Source organism: Furfurilactobacillus entadae (assembly GCF_045862745.1).
GTDB classification, from domain to species: Bacteria; Bacillota; Bacilli; order Lactobacillales; family Lactobacillaceae; genus Furfurilactobacillus; species Furfurilactobacillus entadae.
In genome coordinates, this window is record NZ_BQXN01000006.1 from 58272 (window position 1) to 82331 (window position 24060).

The following is a 24060-nucleotide window of genomic DNA, read 5'->3' on the forward strand; positions in this document are numbered from 1 at the left end:
AGACGTGGAGTGGACTGAAGTTGCAGTAACAACAACGAACGAGGCCGTTGAGGCCGTTAGTAACATTTTAATGGACGCCGGGGCGACCGGGACCAAAATTGAGGACGCCGCCGATTTTCTTGCGCTTCAAGCGGAGTTTCCGGGTGAACTGTTGGATAAGAAGAGTGTGCCTCATTTGGATCAGGGTGCGGTGGTCACGGCGTACTATCCAGAGACCGTTGTCATGGCGGAAGCATTAACCACAATCAAGACCCGCTTGGCTGAATTAACAACGTTTGGCCTGGATGCTGGTGACGCGAGTGTCATGGTCAAACCAGTGGCGGATGACGACTGGGCCACAGCGTGGAAAAAGTATTATCATCCGGTTCGGGTAACCCGCTACCTAACCGTGGTGCCAAGCTGGGAGCATTATGAACCGACCTCAGCCGATGAAAAGTTACTGGTTTTAGACCCCGGCATGGCCTTTGGTACCGGGACTCACCCGACAACGTCATTGATGTTGCAAGCGTTGGAAATGGTGGTCCGTGGTGGTGAAACGGTGCTAGATGTCGGGACTGGTTCTGGGGTGTTGTCCATTGCGGCAAAACAACTGGGGGCTGGCGACGTGTATGCATATGATGTTGATCAAATTGCCGTGGATGCTGCCAATAGTAACTTGGCATTAAACCCGGTTGCCAGCGATGTCCAGGTGGCAGCAAACGACTTGTTGGCTGGCGTAAACCAGCACGCAGACATCATCGTGGCGAACATTCTTGCTGAGATTCTGGTGCCATTGATTCCGCAAACGGCGCCCTTGTTACCAGAACACGGCCTTTTCTTGCTCAGTGGAATCATTGTCGACAAGTATCCGCTGATTAAAGAGCAGCTTGAAGTGGCCGGCTATCGGATCGTTGAAGTTATGCGTCGTGGAGACTGGTACGGCATTATTGCACAAAAACCGGGGGTTGATGATTAGTCATGCAACATTACTTTTTACCGACCGAGCTGGTGTTAACGACGGTGGGCGAAACGTTTTCACTGACACCCGCCCTTTATAAACATTTTGTTCAAGTGCTTCGGGCCCAGGTGGGGACAACCGCCGAATTTGTTACCGGGGAACATCAGCTTCTGGAAGCCCAACTGACCACGTTGACGCCAGACGATAAACAAGCGGTGATGACCGTGACCGCATTTAAACCGAGCACGGTGGAGCTACCAGTTCACACCCGGATCGTTTGTGGTGTGCCAAAGGGTGACAAGGCAGAATTGATCACACAAAAAGCGACAGAACTTGGGGTTGCTGAAATTGTGTTTGTGCCCACAGCTTGGGCGGTTGCGTCATGGAAGCAAAAAGCGGCTAAGAAAATTAGTCGTTATCAAGAGATTGCGACAAACGCGGCCCAACAGTCACACCGGTTGGTTATCCCGACTGTTCGCTATTGTGAATCGTTGACAGCGGCCTTAACACTGCCCACTGATGCTGGACTGGTAGCGTGGGAAGAAGCCGCCAAGCAGGGGGAACAGGCACAGTTAGCCCAAACGTTGACACAGCTTCAACCGGGTCAGTGGGTCACGGCCATTTTTGGCCCTGAAGGCGGGTTGAGTCAGGACGAAGCGGCCCAGATTACCGCTGCTGGTTATGTAACGGCTGGTCTTGGCCCCCGGATCTTACGGACAGAAACGGCACCGCTGTACTTTTTAAGCGCCGTTTCGTATGCGACTGAACTGTTTGCCTAGCAGAAGTTTGAAAGAAAACCTTAAGGGCACGATGTTTTTGTGACGCCACGTAGAAAATTGACTATAATAACCACTATGATTAAAATTCGATAACAAGCGTGGCGATAGTATGAGTTATTTTAAAAAACATAGCGGCTGGCAATATTGGCTGGGTGGATTGGTTGTTGGCGCGGTGTTGCCATGGCTGGTTAATCTCTCCAGTTTGTCGGTGTACCATAAGGTTTTGTGGCTTCTCATTGGGTTTAACGGCCTGTATGCAATTCTCGTGGGGTGGCGTGTTAGTCGCCAACAGCGTGATAATTGGCACGTGGTGATTTTCCCGATGGTCTTTGCCGTAGCGACATTTCTGTTCAAAACGAACGCACATGATTATGCCTATTACATGGCCATTGGCTACGCATGTATCAGTTACTTTGTGGTTGGCTTTAATGCTGGTTTTATGGTGGGCCAACAACCAACCCGACCACGGCAGTCACAGACGACTGAACAACCAACTGTGGGGAGTCAGGGCTAATTGAAAAAGGTTAACGGCACTTTTTGAAAGTGTTCTTAGCGTAAACAGACTGACCCCTGAAACGATGGTGGTCAGTTTTTTTGTGTCTGATCAGGGTTGATCAGTCGACGAGGCTCATTTTTCGGTCAATTAACAGAAAATCCGTTAATTAGACCGGATTTCAGCTCGTTAGGATTGTTTAATTTGACAATTCGGTTAAAATAAGGAAAACAATTCATTAATTTTATTGGGGTGAGACGATGTCAAAAGAACACATTTGGACCGCTGAAGAGGTTATGACCCAGGTGGGCACCTATATGAACGATGACCACGTGGCAGAAGTCCGTGAGGCATATGATTTTGCGGCCCGGGTTCACGCTGACCAACAGCGCCAATCTGGTGAGGCTTACATCATGCACCCAATTCAGGTTGCCGCCATTTTGGCAGATCTGAAAATGGACCCGGCAACGGTTGAGGCCGGTTTTTTACATGACGTTGTGGAAGACACAGTAGCAACGTTAGACGACCTGCGTGAACTGTTCGGTAATGACGTGGCCGAAATTGTTGATGGGGTCACTAAGATTGGGAAAATCAAGTACCGGTCAAACAGAGAACAATTGGCGGAAAACCACCGAAAGTTACTGCTGGCGATGTCACACGACATTCGGGTGATCATCGTGAAGCTGGCAGACCGCTTGCACAACATGCGGACGTTACAGCATTTGCGGCCGGATAAGCAACGCCGCATTGCTAACGAAACGTTAGAGATTTACGCACCATTGGCGGACCGGTTAGGGATCAGCACCATTAAGTGGGAACTGGAAGACTTGAGCTTGCGGTACCTTAACCCAGAACAGTATTACCGCATCGTTCACTTGATGAACTCTAAGCGTAACCAACGGATCGAGATCATCAATGAGGCCATTGACGAATTAAACGGTGCAATCAGTGACCTCGGCATCGAAACCGAAGTGTATGGGCGTCCGAAGCACATCTATTCTGTGTACCGAAAGATGGTTGATAAGCACAAACAGTTTGACCAAATCTATGATCTGCTTGCCATTCGGGTGATCGTGAAATCAATTCGTGATTGTTACGGCGTTTTAGGGGCCATTCACACCCACTGGACGCCAATGCCTGGGCGGTTTAAGGATTACATCGCCATGCCAAAAGCAAATATGTACCAATCACTGCACACCACGGTGATTGGACCAGAGGGCAAACCACTTGAAATTCAGATTCGGACGGAAGACATGCACCGGATCGCTGAATACGGGGTTGCTGCGCATTGGGCGTACAAAGAAGGGCAAACGGATGAAGTGCAGGAGACGTCAAACGATGACCGGTTAAACTGGTTTAAGCAGATCATCGAATTGCAGAATAACGCCTCAAATGCGGACGACTTCATGGAAGGCGTCAAGGGGGATCTATTCACGGATTCCGTTTACGCGTTCACACCAAAGGGTGATGTACTGGAACTGCCAAAGGGTGCCGGGCCACTTGATATGGCCTACATCATTCATACGCAGGTCGGTAACCACACCACTGGTGCCAAAGTGAATGGGAAGATTGTCCCCCTGGATTCCGAAATTAAGACGGGGGACATCGTTGACATTTTAACGTCACAAAATTCAAGTGGGCCGAGTCGTGACTGGGTCAACCTTGTGCACACACGGCGGGCACGGAATAAGATCAAACAGCATTTCCGGAAGCTAGATCGTGATGATAACATTGCTAGTGGCCGTGACATGGTCATGCATCAGCTTCGTGAACTGAATTTTGATGCGCGGGAAATCATGACGGATGAAAATTTGGCTAACGTTGCTGAACGGATGCACTATCGGTCAACGGATGATCTATTGTCGGCCATTGGCTTTGGTGACGCAGCACCAATGGGTGTCGCCAACAGGTTAACGTCTGATAAACGGGCGCAGCTAGAGGCCGATCGCCAGGCAGAAGCGGAGCGGGAGATTTTATCCGATAACGGCGACAAACCAAAGGCCGAAGAACCACAAACGATTGCGGCTAAGGACGATGCCAAACGCTCCTCTTCTGATGGGGTCATCATCGAGGGGGTCGATAACCTCCTTGTTCGTTTGAGTCACTGTTGTTCACCAGTGCCTGGCGATCCCATCGTTGGGTACATTACGAAGGGCCGCGGGGTCTCTGTTCACCGGGCTGACTGTCCAAACGTCCGTGCAGCTGAAGAACACGGTGAACGAATCGTTGATGTTGTGTGGGAGGATCCAGAAAACAACCGCACCAACTACAACGCTGACATCGAAGTTCGCGGCTACAATCGTAACGGGATGTTAAATGACGTGTTGCGTGTCATCAACAACACCACAAAATTCCTATCATCGGTTAGCGGCAAGGTTGATCACAACAAGATGGTTGTTGTTTCCGCAACCGTTGGTGTCCGTAACGTTGAGGTATTGAATCACATTATGGATAACATCAAGAATGTTCCGGATGTTTACGAAGTTTTACGAGCAACCCATTAATTTGTCGTATTTTTAAGAAGGGGTGTTAAGGATGCGGGTGTTAGCACAACGGGTTCGGCAGGCTACCGTGACCATTGATGGCCAGCAGGTGGGCGCCATTGACCACGGATTATTACTGTTGGTCGGAATTGCGCCAACCGATACTGCGCAAACGGTGGACTACCTGGCGAAAAAAATTCTGAATTCACGGTTGTTTAGCGATGAGGATGGCAAGATGAACAAGAGTGTGCAAGACGTGGCGGGCGCGATCTTATCCGTGTCACAATTCACGTTGTACGCGGATCTTGTCCATGGCAACCGGCCGGGCTTTTCAACGGCAGCGACGCCTGAAATTGCTGAACCACTATGGGCGCGACTGAACCAACAATTGGCGGCGGTCGTTCCACTTGAAACCGGCGAATTTGGTGCCGACATGCAGGTGAGTTTGGTCAATGATGGCCCAGTGACCTTACTGTTCGAACGTGACTAAGACAACAAAAAAGACGGATCACCCAACTAACTTGGGCGGTCCGTCTTTTTAAATTGAAGTAGATCTATGTGCTACTGGGCCTTAGCGGCAAAATACTGATCCAAACCGGTTGTAACGGAATGCGCCACCCGGTAGGGATACGTTATGCCGCTGATGGTTCGAAAGTCCTTCTTGTCGTTAATGTAACCCATTTCTAGAAGCACAGCGGGCCGTTGGTTTTCACGAATGACCTCGAAGTTACCAAACTGAATGCCCTTGTTAGGCATGGGGTAGTGGTTCATCTGCTTGTTTAATGCTTCTGCAAGCCCGTATGACGTCCCTTTATGGTAATAGTAGGTCGTTAGCCCAGAGGATTGATTAACGGCCGGAGATGAATCGAAGTGGATACTGATGAATGCGTCAGCTTGAACCTCGTTTGACAGTGCTGGTCGTGGTGCAAGGCCAACATATTTATCCGTGTCGCGGGTCATGATGACATGGGCACCGCGGCGGCGAAGGTCGCTAGCGACCGCCTGGGCAACCTTCAACGTGTACGTTTTTTCCATGTCCTTTGCTTTAGTGGCATCCATGGTGTGCAGGGCGCCTGAATCAGCGCCACCGTGACCGGGATCAATCACAATTGTCGCCTCTGAAAGGGAGGTGGCCTTCTTCAGGTTTGTCCGCCGGTCAACTAACCAACTGGCAACCCACCCGGTGTGACGATCATCATAACGAACGTGGTACCACAAGTTTTTTTCGCCAATTTTCACCAGCCGACTGTTAAGCTTGGCCTTATGAATGGTTTTATCCGATAAGCTGGGGCCAGAATGCACGTTAAGGTTGTCCACACTGACCGTCACCGTTTGCTCACGGGTTAGCCAAAAGAGAAGAAGCCCGACGGTAATGGTCACGACAATGGTGACCGTGAGCTGAAACCAACGTTGTTTCAAAAAATTCATAGTTTTTTCAATCCTTATTTAGTAAATTAGACCAATTATAGCAAATTCTCCGGGTTCAAACCGCAAATTCAGTGAATCGACTTGACAGATGGGCAAAACTAAACTAAGTTTTAAACACGATATAACAATATTAAAACCGGTGATGGAAGACCATTAGTGGTGCCGATTAACCAAGAGAGCAAGTGGGTGGTGAAAACTTGCATAATCAGCAACATGAAGACACTTTCTAGGTGGATGAAAATCCCGTCGCAAATGACGTTACCCGTGAGAACCAATAAAGGTGGTACCGTGCGCAAGCACCCTTGAATTTAACGTCAGGGGTGTTTTTTTATTTTTTCGGCACCATTAACGATCACGTTGCATTGTTATGCTAACAATTTTGGAGGTCAAGATTATGAAATACCAACGCCCAAAAGGGACCGCAGATATTTTACCCGGTGAATCAGCAAAGTGGAGTTACGTGGAAGAAACGGCCCGACTGCTGTTTGATAATTACCAATTTCATGAAATTCGGACACCGCTGTTTGAGAACTTCGAAGTTTTCTCACGGTCTGCCGGAGACACCAGCGATGTCGTTACCAAGGAAATGTACGATTTTCATGATAAGGGCGATCGCCACATTGCGCTACGGCCAGAGGGAACGGCTGGGGTTGTTCGGGCCTACGTTGAAAATAAACTGTACGCGCCTGAACAAGAGAAGCCATACAAAGTCTACTACATGGGACCAATGTTCCGTTATGAACGGCCACAATCTGGGCGGATGCGTGAATTTCATCAAATCGGGGTTGAAGCCTTCGGGAGTGATTCACCAGCAGTTGATGTTGAAGTAATGGCCATGGCCATGGACTTCTTCACCCAATTGGGACTGTCAGGCTTGAAGTTAGCCATCAATTCACTGGGTGACCAGGAGACACGGGCAGCGTACCACCAAGCACTTGTTGATTATTTGGAACCTCATTTTGCCGAACTTAGTGAGGATTCACAGGCCCGCTTACACAAAAACCCATTACGCGTGTTGGACAGTAAAGCAGACCAAGACAAGGTCATTGTTGAAAATGCGCCATCCATCCTTGACTTCATGACGCCAGCGGCACAAGCCCATTTAGACGCCGTCAAGGAGATGCTAACGTCATTATCAATTCCGTTTGAAGTGGATGCAACGATGGTGCGCGGTCTGGATTACTATAACCACACAATTTTCGAAATCGAAAGTAACGCGTCTGTTTTAGGGCACGGATGGACAACCATCTGTGGTGGTGGTCGTTACAACGGGTTGGTTGAAGAATTGGGTGGCCCAGAAACACCTGGCTTTGGTTTTGGGATCGGATTGGAACGGCTCTTATTACTGCTGGATCAAGCAGCAGTCAGCATGCCAACCGAAATGCCACTTGATGTTTACGTTGTCGGTATCGGTGAAGAAACCAGCAGCACAACGCTCCAACTTGTGCAGGCCATTCGCCACGCTGGCTTCAGTGCGGACCGGGATTACCTGAACCGGAAACCAAAGGCTCAGTTTAAGACGGCCGATCGCCGTTCAGCACGGTTTACAATGACCGTTGGTGAAAAGGAGTTGGCAAGTCAAACGGTCAACTTTAAAAACATGGCCTCTGGCGAAGAAGTAACGGTGCCAATGGCGGATGTGACTGCCGACTTTGGTCGGATTTTTGACCGTTATTTTGAAGAAGATTAGGCAATAAAAGGAGAGTTCAACAATGGAACGAACACAATATGCGGGCCTCATTGATGAAAGCTATGAAGGCCAAGAAGTCACCCTTGAGGGGTGGGTCCAAAAACGCCGGGACTTAGGAAAGCTGATTTTTATTGACCTGCGTGATCGTGAAGGCCTAGTTCAACTGGTCTTCAGTGCGGCCAATGGTGAAGCAGCGTTAGCAGCTGCTGAAGAAATGCGGAGCGAATTCGTTATTAAAATTAACGGAACGGTCAAGGCCAGAAGTGCAAAGGAAGTTAACCCGGACATGAAGACCGGGAAGGTGGAAGTGGAAGTTAACGCTGCTGAAATCTTGAACCGGTCAAAGGTGCCGCCGTTTGATATTTCAAACGGGGTGGAAGCCGCTGAAGACCTGAAGTTAAAGTACCGTTACCTTGATTTACGGCGGCCAGAGATGCAACGTGGATTGATCATGCGAAGTAAGATCACCCAGGCTGTGCACAGTTACTTTGATGAAAATGGCTTTATCGACATCGAAACGCCAGACTTAACGAAGTCGACACCAGAAGGGGCCAGAGATTACCTGGTGCCAAGTCGGATCTATCCAGGTCATTTCTACGCATTGCCACAGTCACCACAGTTATTTAAACAGTTATTGATGGGCGCTGGGTTTGACCGTTACTACCAAATTGCGCGGTGTTTCCGTGACGAAGATCTCCGTGGTGACCGGCAACCTGAATTTACACAGATTGACATGGAAACCAGTTTCATGAGTCAACATGACATCATGGACATGACGGAAGGGCTGATCGCCCGGGTGATGAAGAACACGTTGAACATGGACGTGACGTTGCCATTCAACCGGATCACATGGCAAGAATCCATGGATCGGTTCGGAACGGACCAACCAGACTTACGGTTTGACATGGAATTAAAGGATCTGTCAGCATTGATGGCTGACAGTAGCTTTAAGGTCTTTAGTGGCGCCGTTGAAAACGGTGGTCAGGTGAAGGCCATTGCCGTGCCAAACGGGGCGGACCACTACTCACGGAAACAGATCGACGCCTTCACGGACTACATCAAGCGGTTTGGTGCTAAGGGGTTGGCCTGGGTCAAGGTCGTTGACGGTGCCTTCAACGGCCCGGTTGCCAAGTTCATCAACGATCAGTTTGATGACATTACGACGGCGACAGCAGCTAATGATGGTGATTTGATCCTGTTCGTCGCTGACAGAAGCAAAGTTGTTGCAGATAGTTTAGGCTACTTGCGGACAACGATTGCTAAGGAAATGGACATGATCGACGCCGATAAGTTTGCGTTCTTGTGGGTGATTGACTGGCCACTGTTTGAATACGATGAAGGGGCTGAACGATGGGTCCCAGCGCACCACCCATTCACAATGCCAAATGAAGGCGATGAACACTACTTGAATGATGGTGAAGATCCTTACAAGGCCCATGCCCAAAGTTACGACATCATTTTAAATGGTTTGGAACTTGGTGGTGGCTCAATCCGGATCCACACGCGTGAGCTACAAGAAAAAATGTTGAAAGCCCTTGGGTTTACGCCAGAGCGGGCCAATGATCAATTTGGCTTCCTGCTGAATGCCTTGGATTACGGGTTCCCACCACATGGTGGTTTAGCCATCGGGTTAGACCGGTTTGCCCGGCTATTAGCGGGCGCTGACAACATTCGTGAAGTCATTGCCTTTCCAAAGAATTCAAAGGCAACAGAACCGATGACAGAGGCCCCAAGTCAGGTATCTGATCACCAATTAACAGAATTATCGCTGGCGGTCAATGAACCGGCAGCAACGTCAGAAGATAAATAAGAATCAAGCAATCGCCGTGAGCCCTGCTCGCGACGATTTTTTAGTGGGTAAAAATGGCAATTACCACTGGTTCGATAAAAAAAGTCAGTGACTTTCTTTGCCAAGTGTTGTGAATTTACTTACAATATGTTTGAATAAAGGAATCTATTATTGTAAGTAAACCACTTTGCTATTGTTGGAGGAGAACTATGAATAAGTACGTTGCAATCGTCGGCACGAATGCTGATCACTCAACGAATCGGCAACTGTTGCAGTTCATGCAACAGCATTTTAATGACCAAGCAACCATTGAAATTGTCGAAATCACCAATTTACCGTTGTTTAACAAACCAGAAAACATGAAGGTGCCCGCAGTGGCCACGAACATTGCGGATAAAATCGATCATGCGGATGGTGTAATTATCAGCACCCCAGAATACGATCACTCAGTTCCTGCGGCCTTAATGAACGCCTTGGAATGGTTATCTTACGGGATTCACCCATTTGTGGACAAACCGGTCATGATCACTGGTGCTTCATACGGTTCCCTTGGTTCTTCACGGGCACAGGGGCACTTACGGTTAATTCTTGATTCACCAGAATTACGCGCCCGGATCATGCCAAGTTCAGAATTTTTGTTGGCACACTCATTGCAGGCGTTTGATGAAGACGGGAACTTAACTGATCAAGAACAAGTGACCAAGCTAGATGGTCTGTTCGCCGACTTTGAAACGTTTGTTGCCATGACAAAGCAACTGAACCACACGACCGCTCAGGACCAAAAAGAAGCGGCCAATTTCTCATGGGATAATTTATAGGAGGCGCGGAAAAATGAAATTAGTTGGAATTGCCGGCTCCATTGCCGATCATTCATATAATCGGATGTTATTAAAGTTTATTGCCAACCACTTCAGTGACCAGGTTGAGATTGAATTGTTAGACATCAATGATGTCCCACTGTTTAACGAGAGTGATGACCAAACCAATAGTCCTGCCATTCAATACTTAACTCATAAAATTGAAGCGGCAGACGGGGTGATCATTAGCACACCAGAACACAATCACACGTTGACGGCCAGCTTGAAGAGCGTCATTGAATGGTTATCTTACAACGTTCATCCGCTGAACGATAAGCCAGTTATGATCGTGGGAGCGTCTTATTACGATCAAGGCTCATCACGAGCTCAGCTAATGCTGCGGCAAATTTTGGAATCACCTGGTGTTAACGCCATTGTGATGCCCGGAAACGAATTCTTATTGGCAAACGTTAAGGACGCGTTTGACGATAACCAACAACTGGTTGACCAACGGACGGTTGATTTTCTTGGGAGCACATTAGCAAAGTTCTTGAACTTTGTTCGGGTCATTAACACGTTAAACGAACCAGCAGAACCAACTGGCGCAGCGGCAGAAGACTTAACGGCGAGCGGCCACATTGATACAACGGTTGATGGCGTTGATATGAGCGCCGATGATTGGTTGGAACAAGCGGCAGAAAAGACCCATGCTGTCAGTGGAAATACCTACGTGAAGTTGGACCGGGGGTTGTTAACGGTTGATCAACTGAACGCCTTTTTGAACGCGATGCCGATGGAATTGACGTACGCTGATAGCAACAACCAGTTCTTGTACTACAACCAACAAGGGCCAGCCAAGAAGATGCTGGCACCACGTGTACCTGGTCAAGTGGGAAGTGCGCTTTCCATGGTTCACCCAAAGCGGGCGGAACAGCACGTTGCTGAAGTGATTAACGCCTTGCGGACTGGTAAGACACCAGAAGTGAAGATGGCAATTCCGGGTAACGGGCCTGATAAATTTATCATGCACTATTACCGGGCCATGCACGACGGCAAAGATCAGTACATGGGGATCAATGAATACGTGCTCGATTTGATGCCAACCATTAACTACTATCTTTCACAAACAGGGCAGAAGCTTGTGGCTGATCCGGATGCACCGGACGCCGTCTCTGGTGCATCAGAGAAAGAGGCAACGCCTAAGGTTGCCGCAATGGCACCTGCTGAACCTGAGACAGACGACACAACCAGTGCTTCGGTGGACATGGATGAAGGCGAAGAAACGGTAGCTGCACCGGTAACGCCCACACCAGTAGAAAAGCCGGTTGAGCCTGAAACAGATGACACAACTAGTGCCTCTGTGGACGACTAAGTCACAGCTTTGTGAATAGCGGTGGTGACTAACCGACGCAAGTTGTCGGTCTGTAAATTAAAGCGGCTGCTTTCCCATAGACGGGAAAGCAGCCGCTTTTTGAATGTGTTTATATTATAACAATGGGCCTCACCGAGATTACTGCTCGTAGGTCACCTGTCGTTTAAAATCAATGGTGCGTGTTTGCTGATGCTTTGAGGTTTCTTTACCACGAAGTTGTTGACCATGAGTCCCCAGTGTTTTGGTGACTGAAGCTGGCTGTTCAGACCATTTTGCTGACGTGAGGTGAACGGTCAGGGTGCCTGGCGTCAGTGGGTCGCCGTTGACAGTGAGTGGGCTTGTCTTAAACGTCTTCTCCGATGTAACCGTAACATCATCACCAACCACCGTGTTTTTGGCGGTAATGACCACATGGAGTTTTGTTTTTTCCGGAAGGTTAGTGGTTCCAGTCAAACGGACGTGACCATTGTGATCGACTGTCATGTGCAGGGTCGTTTTTGCCGCGACTGTTTTGGTCGAGTGGCTTGTGTCGAGCCATGTTTCACCAACCTTGGGGTTTCCCGATGAAGGGGCAAGACCAGCAATGGTCCAGACACCAATGGATAAAAGGGATAAACAGATGGCAAGAATGAGCTTTGTCTTATTTTTCCACGGGCCGAATTTGTACATCACGTAAATGCCGGCTGGAAAGAAAATAACGGTTAAAACAATGCCAAACCAGGGTTCTTTATAAAAGCTATTTGCTTGTGTATTCATGAAGACCTCCAAATCTGATTCTCTTAGTATAGCATGTGGGTCCGGTTAAAAACTGCTGACTTTAGCCCAGTATTGCGCGGACTTTGTTATAATGGGGCCATCAATTAAAAAGGATCTGAATCATGAATGACTTACAGCAGTTAATCGAACGGCATCAGTACACGGGTCGATTGGGAACCGCCTTTATTTACTCAATTTGTGTCTCCATCGCCCTAAACTTCTTCTGGAACCCCGGTCACATTTATTCTTCTGGGATTACCGGGGCAGCACAATTGACCCACACACTATCGTCGCGCTACCTGGGTGTTAATTTGGGAATCGGGGAATTGCTCTTTCTCCTAAACGTGCCGTTATTTGTCCTCGCCTGGCTTAAAATTAGTCACCGGTTTACTGTGTTCACCGTGATTGCCGTTGGGCTATCCACGGTCATGATCAAGGTGCTTCATCCCGTTACCTTAACGACCGACCCCATTGTTTGTGCCATTTTTGGTGGAGCAGTCAACGGCTTTGGGACTGGGCTGGCTCTGCGTTACGGGATTTCGACTGGTGGTTTGGATATCCTGGGAATCGTGATTCGCCGGGCGACCGGCCGGAAAATCGGCCAAATCAACATGATGTTCAATGCGTTTATCGTGGTGGCCGCTGGGTTCGTCTTTGGCTGGCCCTACGCGTTTTACTCAGCCATCGGGATCTTTGTGAATGCCAGGGTCATGGACATGGTCTACACCCGGCAGCAACGGCTCCAAGTGATGATCATTACCGACCGGCCGAAGACGGTGGTGGATTCCGTTCAGCACCACATTCGGCGGGGAATCACCATTGTTCACGGTGCCGAGGGGGCCTATAAGCACGATGAAAAGGCAATTCTCTTTACCGTGATCTCTGGTTACGAGGTCGGCGAGCTCCAGGAAGCCATCAATGAATCAGATCCTGGGTCATTCGTTTCATTGAGCAACATTACCCGGATCTTAGGGAACTTTTATGAGCCACGGTTATAAACCAAAGGAGTGTTTAACTAAATGTTAGTTGGATCGCATGTCAGCATGAGTGGTAAAAAAATGTTACTGGGCGCCGCTGAAGAGGCTGCTAGCTATCATGCTAGTACCTTTATGATTTATACGGGGGCCCCGCAAAACACACGGCGAAAGGCCGTTAGCGAGATGAACGTTGAAGCCGGCCACGACTACATGGCTGAGCAGGGGCTTGCTCATGTTGTCGTCCACGCGCCCTACATTGTGAACTTAGGGAACACCTATAAACCAGAAAACTTTGCATTTGCGGTTGATTTCTTACGTGAAGAAGTGCGCCGGGCGGATGCGCTGGGGGCTGAACAAATTGTTTTACACCCTGGTGCTCACGTTGGTGCTGGTCCGGACGCTGCGATTGCGTCCATCATAAAGGGGCTAAACGAAATTTTAACGCCTGAACAACACGCCCAGATTGCGATTGAGACCATGGCTGGTAAGGGAACTGAGGTCGGCACGACCTTTGAACAGCTGGCAGAAATGATTGATGGGGTTACGTTAAACGAAAAAATTTCCATTTGTTTTGATACCTGTCACACCAGTGATGCCGGTTATGCCATTAAGGATGATTTTGATGGTGTCATGAGTGAATTTGATCAAATTATTGGGTTGGACCGGATCAAGGTCATTCATCTGAATGATTCTAAGAATCCCCAGGGAGCCCATAAAGATCGCCATGCCAATTTGGGCTATGGTGAAATCGGCTTTGACCGATTAAACGCCATCGCCCATGATCCGCGGTTTGAAATAATTCCGAAGATTATGGAAACGCCATATGTGCCGGTTGATCCAGAAAATAATCCGAAACTGAAGCGGTCACCTTATGGTTATGAAATTGCTGAATTGGAAGCCGGGCAATTTAATGCGCATTTAGCAGCGGACATTATTGCAGACCGTCCGTTTGATGCGTTTCTAAAATGATTGCAGAATTTTAAAATAATTAGCTGTTAGTAATTGACGTTGGGCAATGGTTTCTGTATACTCTTTTAAGGACAGTTAAGTGCGAATCGTACAAAACCGTTACTAAACGCTCGAAGGGAGGGGATTTCACAATGGCAAAGACAGTTGTTCGTAAGAACGAATCCTTAGATGATGCTCTCCGGCGTTTCAAACGGACCGTTTCTAAGAACGGAACCCTTCAAGAATACCGTAAACGGGAATTCTATGAAAAGCCAAGTGTTAAGCGCAAGCTTAAGTCAGAGGCTGCTCGTAAACGCAAGAACAAGAAGAGCCGCTTTTAATGATTAAACGTCAGTTATTGTAACTGGCGTTTTTTTATGGTTTTTATTCGTGTAGGCCTGCCCCCTGTTTTTGGGAAAAGCGGTATACTAGATTCATTAGTTAAGGGAGGTACATGAGAAATGACACTATTAGACCAATTAAACGCTGATTTGAAGACGGCAATGAAGGCACGGGACAAACAGACCCTAACTGTCATTCGCTCGCTTAAATCGGCTGTTATGAATGAACAAATTGATTTGGGCCACGATTTAACGGATGACGAAGGGGTTACTGTCGTCGCCCGGGGCTTAAAGCAGCGCCGTGAATCACTCGCTGAATTTGAAAAGGCTGATCGGGCCGAATTGGTGGCTGATACAAAGGCCGAAATCGCAATTGTTGAACGGTACATGCCGGCACAAATGAGTGCAGACAAAATTGCTGCGGTGGTTAAGGAAACGGCTGACCAAGTTGGCGCAACCAGTAAGGCGGACTTTGGTAAGTTAATGGGGGCCGTAATGCCTAAGATTAAAGGAAAGGCTGACGGGAACATGGTTAACCAAGCAGTCAAGGCGTTGTTAAGTTAACAATACTATTGAAGCTAACCTTAAAGAACATCACGACGGAGATTACTCCGGTTGTGATGTTTTTTTGTGATGCTAACTAATTTTTCCGGCTGAAGAAGCATCGCGAAACTACATATTTCGTTTAAATATTCATTAGATGAATAACTAATAAAAAACAATTTGAATAAGTAATATAATTGTTTTTAACAATTTTTTTATATATTTTTGATGATTTATCTGTTATTTAATTAAGTTTACGGTTACACTTAGAAGTGGTTAGAACACAAGACGGTTGTTCACTGCTTAATTAATATTTGTTTAATAATACACAATCAAAAAAATAAAATTTGTTGATTGATTTTTTATTGATAGGCTTTGGGGGCAATAACATGAAAACCGATTTAAACAGGATGGGTTGGCCAGGTAAAACACATTATAAACTGTATAAGTCTGGCAAAATGTGGGTCACCGCTGGGATGACACTTTTTTCGATTGGATTAGGCTTAACGGTCAGTCAACCGACGTTAGTAAAAGCGGCAACGGTAGATGACGGAACTGACGCGGAAACAACGGCGAGTTCAGTCACACCGCTCACTGAGCAAAAGGCGGTGACTTTACAATCATCAGCGGCAGACAATTCACAAGCAACAAGTGAAGCAACTTCGACAGCGAGTGCCACCACGGCTCAGTCTGCGACAAGTGCTGCAAGTGACGCTTCATCAACGGCTAGTCAAGCGACCGTAACGTCTGCAACAAAGACGACAGACACGCGCTCACAAACTGACACAACAACGGCAACGTCCGCCGCTAGTTCTAGTGCTGCCACGGCAAGTGCTGCCGCAACAGAAACGGTTGCCAGTCAAGCGCTCGCAACACAGAAAGTCGCGACGACTCAAATTGTTGCGGCCGATGACACCGTGGCAACGCCAACTGTGAGTTTAGTTACTAGTGGAACAATTTCAATGGTTTATAAAACAGGTGCGGCTAATCTGGGACAGTTGAGCTTATATGTTAGTTCACCAACAACATCGCCAGCCAATGATGCAGCCCTATATATGCAAGATGACTCTGGCAATTATTTTGTTGACGCAAATGGAACAAAAGTTAACTTGCTGTATTTATTATTAAACGATCCTTCGGCTGAGAACTACTTGAGCATTACCTATACAGATCTTAAAGGAAATACAATAACTTATCCTGATGGAACTGATTTAACGACACTTACGGCGCCGGGTGACTACGCAATCACATTAAATGACGCTGGAAAAGGTGCAATGGAAAGCATTATTCAGTCTCCAAATAGTGTTGGACAGTATGTACTGCCCATGAGCCCGGATGATATTACGCCAACCTTTTCGGAAGGTGCAACGGACTATACTTTCCATGTAAAGATTTTGCCTGCCACCATTAAAGCTTCTGTGGAAAATAGTGGCACTAATGATATGCGGGTTTTGCAAGGAACTCAAACTTATACGGGGCAATTAACGATGATTCCGTTAATTTCTGTTCGGGATGGTTCTGGTAATCAAGCCTTGATTATCTCAAGCGGCAAAATAAGCAATATGGCAACTGATATTAACGGAACCATTGGCCAAACGGTTTTGACGACAGCTGACTTTACCTATGCTTATCAAGGAACAACTAACTTAACCGGCGCAGATGTTGGGAATTACATTGCAACGTTGACACCGGCTGGTGCAGCAAAAATTCAGGCTGTATTGGGAACAAATTATGTTCTCGATGCTAATGCAACGTTTGTTAACCAAAATCCAAGTTTTATTACAGCCGCCAAATTAACAGTAGCAACTGTCCCAGCAACAATTATTTATGATGGTCAAGCACATACGCCAGGAACAGGAGTTATCAGCGGCACTAATTACGATAAGTTAGACTTCAGCTCAATTGCTACTGACGGTAGTGGTGCTACAAGTTATACCAATGCTGGCACATACACCTTAACGTATACTTTAGCTGACCCAACACAGGCGGCAATTTTAGCAAAGAACTATAAATTAACAGCAACAACTGGAACGCTGACGATCGATAAGGAACCGTTAACGGTAACCGTTGCGAATGACCAACACGTTACTTATGATGGTCAGGCTCACGGCACCACGACAAGCGTTACAAAGGGGACTAATTACGATAATTTGGTCTTTAAAGCGGTAGAAAAAGCCGACGGAACAACAGCTACTGTTACTAATGCTGGCACATACACAATGACTGGGACAACAGATGCTGACGTAAGTAATTACGATGTGAGTTATATCGATGGAACATTAACGATTGATAAAGCGCCTGCCACCATTACGTTACCAAATCAGACATTGTGGGCGGATGGAACGACCAAGAACCTGACACCAACGGTAACGGGTGAAGTCAACGGTGAAAAGTTAGTCTATACAATAGATGATGGTTTATCGACCGTTGGTACGAAACAAATTACGGCAACACTTGACGCAACGGCTGCGGTTAACCAAAACTATGCGGTAACCATTACGCCAGGCACATTGACGGTTGGTGACGTTGCTGTGAAATACGTTTACCAACACACGAACGCGGATGGCACAACGGCCGTTGATTCAACCGTGACGGGAACCGCTAGTCACGGGACGGATGCCAGTGCGGCTGACTATTTAAACTACACCACAACGGCGCAGCCAAAAGTGGGTTACACGCTAGTTTCTGATAATACTGGCCTACCAGCTAGTGGTCAGCTGACTGGTGAAGGTGGCACGGTCGTTTACGTTTATCAGGCCAATAAAGAAACAGCGACGGTCAAATATGTGGATGGGACGACTGGTAAGACGTTAGGTGACGTTGATACCCTGAGTGGTGATTTTGGCACAACGGATGCCTATACCCCTGCTAGTCGAATAGCCGGTTACGAACAAAAAGGGTATGCTTTAACACCATCAGGAACTGACTTTCCAGCAACCGGAGTTGTGTATGATGCTGATGGGATAGTTAAGGCGTACACGGTAACCTTGCATCATAAATGGGTGATAGTGACTCCGAATAACCCAGCTACACCGGGTCAGCCAATTGATCCAAGTGATCCAGATGGGCCAAAGTATCCAGCTGGAACGGATGAGGACTCATTAAATTTAGTGAAGAAACGCATCATCCATTACACATTAGCAGATCAAACAACAAACGTCGCACCAATGACCACGCTAACAGTGACTTATACGCGTCAAGCAGTATTCGATGCGGTTACGGGTGAAGTCACTTATGGTCCATGGACTTCGGATAATAACCTTTTTCCTGAAGTGGTTCCGCCGGTTATCACAGGTTACGATAGCGACAAATTGCTCGTTGCCGCTTCGACGGCCTTTGTAACGACTCAGCCGGTTAGTGATATTTATGTTACCTACACGCCTAAACCCGTCCAAATCTTGGTGAAATACGTCGATCAAGAAACTGGCACTGTGTTGGCCACAGATATTAAGAATGGTCCGTACACATCATCGTATTCGTACGATGCAACGGCCTTGATTGCTCAGCAGGAAAACAAGGGTTATCAATATGAAAACACTGATCTTCCCACGACCGCAATTGAACTTAGTGAGTATGGGAAGGTGTACGCCTACACGGTTAACTTTACGCATAAGCGCATCACGGTAACGCCGGATAACCCAGGCACACCTGGCGAACCAATTGATCCAAACAACCCAGATGGACCAAAGTATCCGGACGAAACGGATTATGATTCATTAGAAACGTCAAGCACGCAAACAATTACGTATGTCTACACTGATGGAACGACCGCAGCACCAAGTTCAGTTCAAACGGTCACGTATAAGCGAACTGCCACAATTGATGAAGCCACGGGTGACGTTACCCATACTGACTGGGCAACGGATAAAGGGAACTATGACACCGTTGTTTCGCCAATCATAACGGGCTATAGTCCTTTGCAAAATAAAACGCAAGTTCCTGGAAGCAATGTCCCACAAGGTGACGGTGATACGAACATTAAGGTGACCTACAGAGGAAATCCGGAAAAGGCAACGGTGACGTACTTTGATCAAACGGCTAACAAACAGCTGTCATCCAAATCGTTACCAGGTCTTTATGGTTCAACTAATTCGTATACGACTGCGGCCCAAATTGCGGCCTATGAAAAGCAGGGTTATGTGCTAGTTAGTTCTGATTTCCCAGTCGATGGGATTAAGTACGATACTGATGATGGAACGACGAAGACCTATACGGCAATTTTTGAACACGGCACAAAGACGGTAACGCCGGATAACCCAGGCACACCTGGCGAACCAATCGATCCAAGTAATCCTGATGGACCTAAGTATCCAGCCGGAACGGATCAGGCGGCGTTGACGTCGACTCGGACCCAGACGATTAAGTATGTTTATAAGGATGGGACCGTGGCGGCACCAGATGCAACGCAAACAGTAACATTTACGCGTGATGCCAAAATTGATGTCGTGACTGGTGAAGTGACGTATACCGATTGGGCAACGACAAAGAATGCTTACGACACGCAGGTTTCACCGACCTTAACGGGTTACACCGTTGATCAAACGCAGGTTGATGGCAGTGTTGTCACACAAAGTGATGCGGATAAATTGGTTACTGTGATGTACACGCCAAACGTGGAAACCGCCGCGGTCAATTATGTTGATCAAAAGACCGGAAAGACTTTGACGACGGATGATCTGAGTGGTGACTACGGGACAACCAGCGCCTACACAACGGCCGAACAGATTGCTAAGTATGAACAGCTTGGTTATGTGCTAGTTAGTTCTGACTTCCCAGTCGATGGGATTAAGTACGATACTGATGATGGAACGACGAAGACCTACACGGTAATCTTTGATCATGGAACCAAGACGGTAACGCCGGATAACCCAGGCACGCCAGGTCAGCCAATTGATCCAAGCAATCCTGATGGGCCTAAGTACCCAGCCGGAACGGATTTGAAGTCGCTGGCCGAAGCAAGCACCCAGACGATTAAGTATGTTTATAAGGACGGGACCGCGGCTGCACCAGACGCGACGCAAACAGTAACGTATACACGTGATGCCACAATTGATGTCGTGACTGGCGAAGTGACGTATACAGATTGGGCTGCTGCAAAAGATCATTATGATACGCAAGTTTCACCTGAGTTAACGGGTTACACCGCCAGTCAGATACAGGTTGATGGTAGTGTGGTCGCTCACGGCGACGCTGATAAAGCGATCACAGTGACGTACACACCAAACGTCGAAACTGCCACAGTCACCTATGTTGATGAAACGACCGGAAAAACGTTGACGACGGATAATCTGAGCGGTGACTACGGGACGACTAGCGCCTACACAACGGCTGAACAGATTGCTAAGTATGAACAACTTGGTTATGTTCTAGTTGGTTCAAATGTCCCAACGACCCTGACGTATAATGTCGACGAACCACAGAATTACACGGTGACCCTAAAGCATGGCACAAAGACGGTAACGCCTGATAACCCAGGGACGCCAGGTCAGCCAATTGATCCAAGCAATCCTGATGGACCTAAGTACCCGGCTGGAACGGATTTGAAGTCACTGACCGAAACGAGCACCCAGACGATCAACTACGTTTACTCAGATGGCACCATGGCAAAACCAAGTGTTAGTCAGAAAGTCACGTACACGCGATCGGCGACGGTTGATGCCGTTACAGGTGCGTTCGGTAATTATGGCGACTGGACAACCGCTAAGAATCATTACGACACCACGGTTTCACCTGAATTAACGGGTTACACCGCCAGTCAGGCACAGGTGGATGGTAGCGTGGTCGCTCATGGAGACGCCGATAAAGCGATCACAGTCACGTACGCGATTAACAACGAAACCGCGACGGTGACCTATGTTGATGAGACAACTGGGAAAACGTTGACGGTGGATGATCTGACTGGTGCTTATGGGACAACTGATGCCTACACCACCGCAGAAAAGATTGCGGCGTACGAACAAAAACACTATGTTCTGGTTGGTTCCGACTTCCCAGAAACAGGTATTGTGTATGATCAGGATGGCGTGGCTAAGGCATACACCGTTCGTTTGAAACATCAGGTGGTTCCGGTAACCAATGCGGATGAGTTAACCAAGACAGTCACCCAAACCATTCATTATCAAGATGATGCGGGGAATCCATTAGCGCCAGATTTGGTGCGGACGATTTCGTTTACACGAACTGGTACACTTGATTTGGTTACAAACGTAGCAACGTATGGAAACTGGGCATCGACACAGGATGGTCTTGTGTTTACCGCCGAACCGGCAAAATCAATTGCTGGTTTCCATGCGTTAATGGCGGCAACAACCGTGGTTAACGTGACGCCACAAAGTGCTGACGACGTTCAAACGTTGGTTTATGCGCGTGATGAACCAGTTACGACCCCAGGTGAAACGGTCACGCCAGGGGAACCTGGGCAATTAACGCCAACAACACCGACGACGTCAACACCAGACAACTCTGGCCAGTACGAAACGGTGCCAACTACTGGAACTGCCTCAGAGCAGACGAGCCGTGACCATCACGACGCTAACAACCAGCAGGTTAGTTTGCCTGAGACTGGTGAAACCAACCGGACGGAAACCTTGGCCGAACTGGTCGGTCTCTCTGCAGTCTCGTTATTGGCAGGGTTAAGCCTATTTCGTAAAAAGCATCACGAATAGACAATGAACATTGGATAAACTAAAACTGCTCTGGTCATGAAACTTGTGGCCAGGGCAGTTTTAGTTGTTCAGAACGACTAAGTTTGACACATTGTTTGTTGTTAGGGGGCTTTATGCTAAAATAGGGGGTAACCACACCGGCATTATGCCTGAATATTATGGTAAAGGAGTGTCATTTTTGGCAGACAACCACGATGCGTTTGAACGGAGTTTTCGTTTATCAACACCAGATTTAGAAGCTGGCTTAGTTGGGGCCAATGACGCGAACCTAACGTTGTTGGCTGAAGGAATGGCCGTCAGAATTCACCCCTTTGGTGACCTGATTACCGTGTCCGGTGATGACGAAGATCACGTTAAGCAAACGATTCAAATTATTGATAATTTAGTTCAGTTAATGAAACAGGGCATTACACTTAACAGTGCTGACATTGTCTCGGCAATGAACATGGCGCATAAGGACACCCTGGATTATTTCCAAGATCTCTATAAACAGACATTGTTGAAGGATGACCGCGGCCGCGCCATCCGGGTTAAAAATTATGGTCAGCGGCAGTACATTCAGTCCATTGGTCATAATGACATCACGTTTGGCATTGGTCCTGCTGGGACTGGGAAGACATTTTTGGCCGTGGTGATGGCCGTCGCTGCGTTAAAACGGGGGGACGTCGAAAAAATCATTTTGACCCGCCCTGCCGTGGAAGCCGGCGAAAGTCTTGGGTTCTTACCAGGGGACCTGAAAGAAAAGGTTGATCCTTACCTGCGGCCGATTTATGACGCGTTGTACCAGATTTTAGGTGCTGAACACACGCAACGGTTATTGGATCGTGAGGTCATCGAAATTGCGCCATTAGCGTACATGCGGGGCCGAACGTTAGACAACGCGTTTGTTATTTTAGATGAAGCACAAAACACAACGAATGCTCAAATGAAGATGTTTTTGACCCGTCTTGGGTTTGGCTCAAAGATGATTGTTAACGGTGATATTTCACAAATTGACCTCCCGCGAGGAACCCACTCCGGTCTTGTTGACGCCAATCATTTGTTACAACACATTGATCACATCGGTTTTGTAACGTTTAGCGCCGATGACGTGGTTCGGCATCCCGTTGTGGCAAGCATCATTAACGCGTACGAGAAACAAACCACAGCTCAATAGGCGTGGGTGAGATGAAAGGATAACCATGGATTTAGAAATTTTTGATCAAACAGAAGCTGGTGTGCCAGAAGCACAGTTGACGCTGATTCGCGGCGTGCTTGAGAAAGCTAGTCAAGAAATTGATTTGCCAGAAAACACGGAGATGTCCGTGACGCTGATGAATAATGACGCCATGCGTAAGCTCAACAACGAGTACCGTGGGGTCGACAAGCCAACCGATGTCATTAGTTTTGCCATTGAAGAGGATCCTGACGACGAGGACGCCATCATCATGGATGACGAACTGCGTGCAGAGATTCCGCTAAACATCGGCGACATCATGATTTCCGTTGATAAAGTGGGTACGCAAGCAGAGTACCTTGGCCACTCTTATGAACGGGAACTTGGGTTCTTGACGATTCACGGCTTCCTCCATTTGAACGGGTTTGATCACATGGAGCCTGAAGACGAAAAGAAGATGTTTGATCTTCAACGGAAGATCCTTGATGATTATGGCCTCACCAGATAAGCGGCAGACGGACAAAAATCATCATTTCATCCAGGCCTTTCATCACGCGATCGATGGAATCATGGACACGATCCATACGGAACCAAACATGCGCTACCACCTCATCTTTGCGCTGGCTGCGTTATTATGTGGGTTGATTTTGCAGATCAACCGTGTGGATTGGCTATGGATCACGCTTGCAATTTTTACGGTCATCCTCGCAGAATTTGCGAACACAATTGCGGAAGCCTTGAGTGATTTAGTGACCCAGGGCCAGTATAATCCGGCGGCCAAACGGGTTAAGGATGTTGCTGCCGGCGCAGTGGTGGTTGCGGCAATGTTTGCCATCATTACGGGCTGTTTAGTGTTTGTACCACGGGTTTGGCAACTATTATTTTAACGTCGAAGGGAAGTTAACA

At 47.7% G+C, this 24060-nt stretch carries 19 protein-coding genes; 17 read left to right on the forward strand and 2 right to left on the reverse strand.

Translation table 11 applies throughout. The features are described from left to right. Window positions 1-4 precede the first annotated feature (4 nt). The 5 genes from prmA to dtd all read left to right on the forward strand — a co-directional run bounded on the left by prmA (window position 5) and on the right by dtd (window position 5182). A complete protein-coding gene (gene prmA / locus ACKTR5_RS04195) occupies window positions 5-955 on the forward strand; it encodes a 50S ribosomal protein L11 methyltransferase (RefSeq protein WP_407879427.1) in 951 nt (316 codons plus the stop codon). Between the two features lie 2 nt (window positions 956-957). Then, a complete protein-coding gene (locus ACKTR5_RS04200) occupies window positions 958-1716 on the forward strand; it encodes an RsmE family RNA methyltransferase (RefSeq protein ID WP_407879429.1) in 759 nt (252 codons plus the stop codon). 109 nt (window positions 1717-1825) lie between these two features. Continuing rightward, window positions 1826-2230 carry a hypothetical protein gene (locus tag ACKTR5_RS04205; RefSeq protein WP_407879431.1) on the forward strand — a complete coding sequence of 135 codons (405 nt, stop codon included), beginning with the start codon at window positions 1826-1828 and terminating at the stop codon, window positions 2228-2230. A gap of 239 nt (window positions 2231-2469) precedes the next feature. Next, the gene (locus tag ACKTR5_RS04210; protein WP_407879432.1) at window positions 2470-4713 is read left to right on the forward strand and encodes a RelA/SpoT family protein; all 2244 of its coding nucleotides are present in this window, start codon (window positions 2470-2472) and stop codon (window positions 4711-4713) included. A 31-nt stretch (window positions 4714-4744) separates the two neighbouring features. Continuing rightward, window positions 4745-5182 (forward strand): D-aminoacyl-tRNA deacylase, encoded by a 438-nt coding sequence (gene dtd, locus ACKTR5_RS04215; protein WP_407879433.1) that lies wholly within the window; start codon window positions 4745-4747, stop codon window positions 5180-5182. A 71-nt stretch (window positions 5183-5253) separates the two neighbouring features. On the opposite strand, the gene ACKTR5_RS04220 is transcribed toward dtd, so the two are convergent. Further along, the gene (locus tag ACKTR5_RS04220; RefSeq protein WP_407879434.1) at window positions 5254-6120 is read right to left on the reverse strand and encodes an N-acetylmuramoyl-L-alanine amidase; all 867 of its coding nucleotides are present in this window, start codon (window positions 6118-6120) and stop codon (window positions 5254-5256) included. 394 nt (window positions 6121-6514) lie between these two features. Between ACKTR5_RS04220 and hisS the strand changes: the two genes are divergently transcribed. The 4 genes from hisS (at window position 6515) to ACKTR5_RS04240 (ending at window position 11768) form a co-directional block, all read left to right on the forward strand. Next, a complete protein-coding gene (gene hisS, locus ACKTR5_RS04225) occupies window positions 6515-7810 on the forward strand; it encodes a histidine--tRNA ligase (protein ID WP_407879435.1) in 1296 nt (431 codons plus the stop codon). Between the two features lie 22 nt (window positions 7811-7832). Then, window positions 7833-9620 (forward strand): aspartate--tRNA ligase, encoded by a 1788-nt coding sequence (gene aspS / locus ACKTR5_RS04230; protein ID WP_407879436.1) that lies wholly within the window; start codon window positions 7833-7835, stop codon window positions 9618-9620. A 188-nt stretch (window positions 9621-9808) separates the two neighbouring features. After that, window positions 9809-10417, forward strand: a complete 609-nt coding sequence (locus tag ACKTR5_RS04235; protein ID WP_407879438.1) for an NADPH-dependent FMN reductase — start codon at window positions 9809-9811, stop codon at window positions 10415-10417. Between the two features lie 13 nt (window positions 10418-10430). Then, on the forward strand, window positions 10431-11768 hold the full coding sequence (locus ACKTR5_RS04240; protein WP_407879440.1) for an NAD(P)H-dependent oxidoreductase: 1338 nt from the start codon (window positions 10431-10433) through the stop codon (window positions 11766-11768). Between the two features lie 138 nt (window positions 11769-11906). Here the strand turns inward: ACKTR5_RS04240 and ACKTR5_RS04245 are convergent, their stop codons facing one another. Continuing rightward, the gene (locus tag ACKTR5_RS04245; RefSeq protein WP_407879441.1) at window positions 11907-12524 is read right to left on the reverse strand and encodes a hypothetical protein; all 618 of its coding nucleotides are present in this window, start codon (window positions 12522-12524) and stop codon (window positions 11907-11909) included. Between the two features lie 122 nt (window positions 12525-12646). On the opposite strand from ACKTR5_RS04245, the gene ACKTR5_RS04250 reads away from it, so the two are divergent. The 8 genes from ACKTR5_RS04250 (at window position 12647) to ACKTR5_RS04285 (ending at window position 24041) form a co-directional block, all read left to right on the forward strand. Further along, window positions 12647-13522, forward strand: a complete 876-nt coding sequence (locus ACKTR5_RS04250) for a YitT family protein (protein WP_407879442.1) — start codon at window positions 12647-12649, stop codon at window positions 13520-13522. Between the two features lie 21 nt (window positions 13523-13543). Continuing rightward, window positions 13544-14470: a deoxyribonuclease IV gene (locus tag ACKTR5_RS04255; protein ID WP_407879443.1), complete on the forward strand. Its 927-nt coding sequence runs from the start codon at window positions 13544-13546 to the stop codon at window positions 14468-14470. 131 nt (window positions 14471-14601) lie between these two features. Next, complete coding sequence (gene rpsU / locus ACKTR5_RS04260; protein WP_017261952.1) at window positions 14602-14790, forward strand: 30S ribosomal protein S21; 189 nt, start codon at window positions 14602-14604, stop codon at window positions 14788-14790. A gap of 120 nt (window positions 14791-14910) precedes the next feature. Further along, window positions 14911-15354: a GatB/YqeY domain-containing protein gene (locus ACKTR5_RS04265; protein WP_407879445.1), complete on the forward strand. Its 444-nt coding sequence runs from the start codon at window positions 14911-14913 to the stop codon at window positions 15352-15354. A 368-nt stretch (window positions 15355-15722) separates the two neighbouring features. Then, window positions 15723-21998, forward strand: coding sequence for a mucin-binding protein (locus ACKTR5_RS04270; RefSeq protein WP_407879447.1), 6276 nt, complete (start codon window positions 15723-15725; stop codon window positions 21996-21998). A gap of 145 nt (window positions 21999-22143) precedes the next feature. Further along, window positions 22144-23154 (forward strand): PhoH family protein, encoded by a 1011-nt coding sequence (locus ACKTR5_RS04275; protein WP_407879448.1) that lies wholly within the window; start codon window positions 22144-22146, stop codon window positions 23152-23154. Between the two features lie 25 nt (window positions 23155-23179). Further along, the gene (gene ybeY, locus ACKTR5_RS04280; RefSeq protein WP_407879450.1) at window positions 23180-23662 is read left to right on the forward strand and encodes an rRNA maturation RNase YbeY; all 483 of its coding nucleotides are present in this window, start codon (window positions 23180-23182) and stop codon (window positions 23660-23662) included. Further along, on the forward strand, window positions 23646-24041 hold the full coding sequence (locus ACKTR5_RS04285; protein WP_407879452.1) for a diacylglycerol kinase family protein: 396 nt from the start codon (window positions 23646-23648) through the stop codon (window positions 24039-24041). The genes ybeY and ACKTR5_RS04285 overlap by 17 nt, the downstream gene beginning before the upstream one ends. Window positions 24042-24060: the final 19 nt, after the last annotated feature.

What these genes read in the sequence shown, in the direction of transcription:
- ACKTR5_RS04200 (WP_407879429.1), top strand. Translation starts at nt 958, where the DNA reads ATGCAACATTACTTTTTACCGACCGAGCTGGTGTTAACGACGGTGGGC.
- ACKTR5_RS04205 (WP_407879431.1), top strand. Translation starts at nt 1,826, where the DNA reads ATGAGTTATTTTAAAAAACATAGCGGCTGGCAATATTGGCTGGGTGGA.
- ACKTR5_RS04210 (WP_407879432.1), top strand. Translation starts at nt 2,470, where the DNA reads ATGTCAAAAGAACACATTTGGACCGCTGAAGAGGTTATGACCCAGGTG.
- dtd (WP_407879433.1), top strand. Translation starts at nt 4,745, where the DNA reads ATGCGGGTGTTAGCACAACGGGTTCGGCAGGCTACCGTGACCATTGAT.
- ACKTR5_RS04220 (WP_407879434.1), bottom strand. Translation starts at nt 6,120, where the DNA reads ATGAATTTTTTGAAACAACGTTGGTTTCAGCTCACGGTCACCATTGTC.
- hisS (WP_407879435.1), top strand. Translation starts at nt 6,515, where the DNA reads ATGAAATACCAACGCCCAAAAGGGACCGCAGATATTTTACCCGGTGAA.
- aspS (WP_407879436.1), top strand. Translation starts at nt 7,833, where the DNA reads ATGGAACGAACACAATATGCGGGCCTCATTGATGAAAGCTATGAAGGC.
- ACKTR5_RS04235 (WP_407879438.1), top strand. Translation starts at nt 9,809, where the DNA reads ATGAATAAGTACGTTGCAATCGTCGGCACGAATGCTGATCACTCAACG.
- ACKTR5_RS04240 (WP_407879440.1), top strand. Translation starts at nt 10,431, where the DNA reads ATGAAATTAGTTGGAATTGCCGGCTCCATTGCCGATCATTCATATAAT.
- ACKTR5_RS04245 (WP_407879441.1), bottom strand. Translation starts at nt 12,524, where the DNA reads ATGAATACACAAGCAAATAGCTTTTATAAAGAACCCTGGTTTGGCATT.
- ACKTR5_RS04250 (WP_407879442.1), top strand. Translation starts at nt 12,647, where the DNA reads ATGAATGACTTACAGCAGTTAATCGAACGGCATCAGTACACGGGTCGA.
- ACKTR5_RS04255 (WP_407879443.1), top strand. Translation starts at nt 13,544, where the DNA reads ATGTTAGTTGGATCGCATGTCAGCATGAGTGGTAAAAAAATGTTACTG.
- rpsU (WP_017261952.1), top strand. Translation starts at nt 14,602, where the DNA reads ATGGCAAAGACAGTTGTTCGTAAGAACGAATCCTTAGATGATGCTCTC.
- ACKTR5_RS04265 (WP_407879445.1), top strand. Translation starts at nt 14,911, where the DNA reads ATGACACTATTAGACCAATTAAACGCTGATTTGAAGACGGCAATGAAG.
- ACKTR5_RS04270 (WP_407879447.1), top strand. Translation starts at nt 15,723, where the DNA reads ATGAAAACCGATTTAAACAGGATGGGTTGGCCAGGTAAAACACATTAT.
- ACKTR5_RS04275 (WP_407879448.1), top strand. Translation starts at nt 22,144, where the DNA reads ATGCCTGAATATTATGGTAAAGGAGTGTCATTTTTGGCAGACAACCAC.
- ybeY (WP_407879450.1), top strand. Translation starts at nt 23,180, where the DNA reads ATGGATTTAGAAATTTTTGATCAAACAGAAGCTGGTGTGCCAGAAGCA.
- ACKTR5_RS04285 (WP_407879452.1), top strand. Translation starts at nt 23,646, where the DNA reads ATGGCCTCACCAGATAAGCGGCAGACGGACAAAAATCATCATTTCATC.